Origin of the sequence: Paraglaciecola sp. 20A4 (assembly GCF_011378905.1) — a bacterium.
Classification (GTDB): Bacteria; Pseudomonadota; Gammaproteobacteria; order Enterobacterales; family Alteromonadaceae; genus Paraglaciecola.
Map to the genome: position 1 here is coordinate 1 of NZ_WTPY01000068.1, position 1,429 is coordinate 1,429.

Annotated in this window: 1 protein-coding gene; it reads left to right on the plus strand. The window is 44.6% G+C overall.

Annotation, left to right across the window (positions count from 1 at the left end; translation table 11 throughout):
- Positions 1–94: 94 nt before the first annotated feature.
- Positions 95–1,420, plus strand: coding sequence for an IS4 family transposase (locus GQS54_RS22835; protein WP_166426217.1), 1,326 nt, complete (start codon positions 95–97; stop codon positions 1,418–1,420).
- The last annotated feature ends 9 nt before the right edge of the window (positions 1,421–1,429 follow it).

Genomic DNA, 1,429 nt, shown 5'->3' on the forward strand with positions numbered 1-1,429 from the left:
TAATGCCGATCAGTTAAGAAATATTTTAGCGATCGGTTGACCGATCCTCAGAACCGTTCAAAATCCGATGAGTCATTCGCCATCGGATTTTTTTATGGAACTTTCAGAAGCACTCTCCCGCACTTCAATCAATCGCCTCACTGAATTCAGTTCGTTGTCAGATGTACTAGAGCCTGATGTTATCCAGTCTTGCCTTGACTCCAATGGTGTTGCGACGTTGAGGAAACGTAAGCTACCAATGGATGCAATGGTTTGGGCTGTTATAGGCATGTCACTGTTTAGAACGGAATCAGTTCGCCAACTTATTAACAAGCTCGATATTGTACTGCCACAAGAGGTGGATTACGTCGCCAGAAGTGCGGTCACGCAAGCCCGCAAAAAATTGGGAAGCAATGTGGTGCGCGATGTTTTTCATCAGTCAGCAGGCACATGGCATGAGCGAGCAGAGCACCCTCAATGGTGTGGGTTAAATCTGTATGGCGTTGATGGTGTCGTGTGGCGAACACCCGATACGAAAGAGAACAGCTCGCAGTTCGCACGCACTGCCAATAAGGCCTATGAAGCTGGATATCCGCAAGTACGCATGGTGTGCATGATGGAGTTGAGCAGCCATTTAATCCTTGATAGTGCGTTTGACAGCGTCGCCGAGAATGAAATGAATCTAGCCGCTAAACTTGTCGATAAGGTACCCGATAATAGTCTGACTATTTTTGATAAAGGGTTTTACTCCCTCGGTTTACTGCACGACTGGCAACAAAAGGGCCATAACACTCACTGGCTTCTTCCTCTCAAAAAGGGCACTCAATATGAGGAAGTCCGCAGCTTAGGCAGGCAGGACAAGTTGGTTCGAATCAAGACAACCCCACAAGCGAAAAAGAAACGTCCATACCTACCTGATGTCATTGAAGCAAGGTTACTGAGCCGGCAAGTGAAGGGAAAAACAGTTCAAATACTCACGTCAATGATAGACAGCATGAGCTACCCAAGCAGTGAAATCGTCGATTTATATGCCCATCGATGGGAAATCGAACTAGGGTATCGAGAGATGAAGCAGCATATGCTTGAAAGTCGTTTTACACTTCGAAGTAATTTACCTGAGCTTATTCGCCAGGAGTTATGGGGAGTTCTACTGGCCTACAATCTCATTCGTTATAAAATGATATTGATGGCAAAATCGCTGAAAAGTGTCTTTCCAAACCAATTAAGCTTTAGAGATGCGTCTTCGCACATCATACATACACTGACGATGATGCCTATTTATGCACCAGGTAATGTTCCTAAAATAATCTTAGATATCGAGCGCAATGCTGCGCAATTTAAGTTAGAAGGCAAGCGAGAGCGAAGTTATCCAAGGTGCTTAAAAGTATCAAAAAATAGATATCCGGTTGCCAAAAGTAAATATGCCGTTCACCTTAAGTGAACGGCATTA

Excerpts from the sequence above, each read along its gene's own strand:
- GQS54_RS22835 (WP_166426217.1), top strand. The coding sequence starts at position 95 with ATGGAACTTTCAGAAGCACTCTCCCGCACTTCAATCAATCGCCTCACT.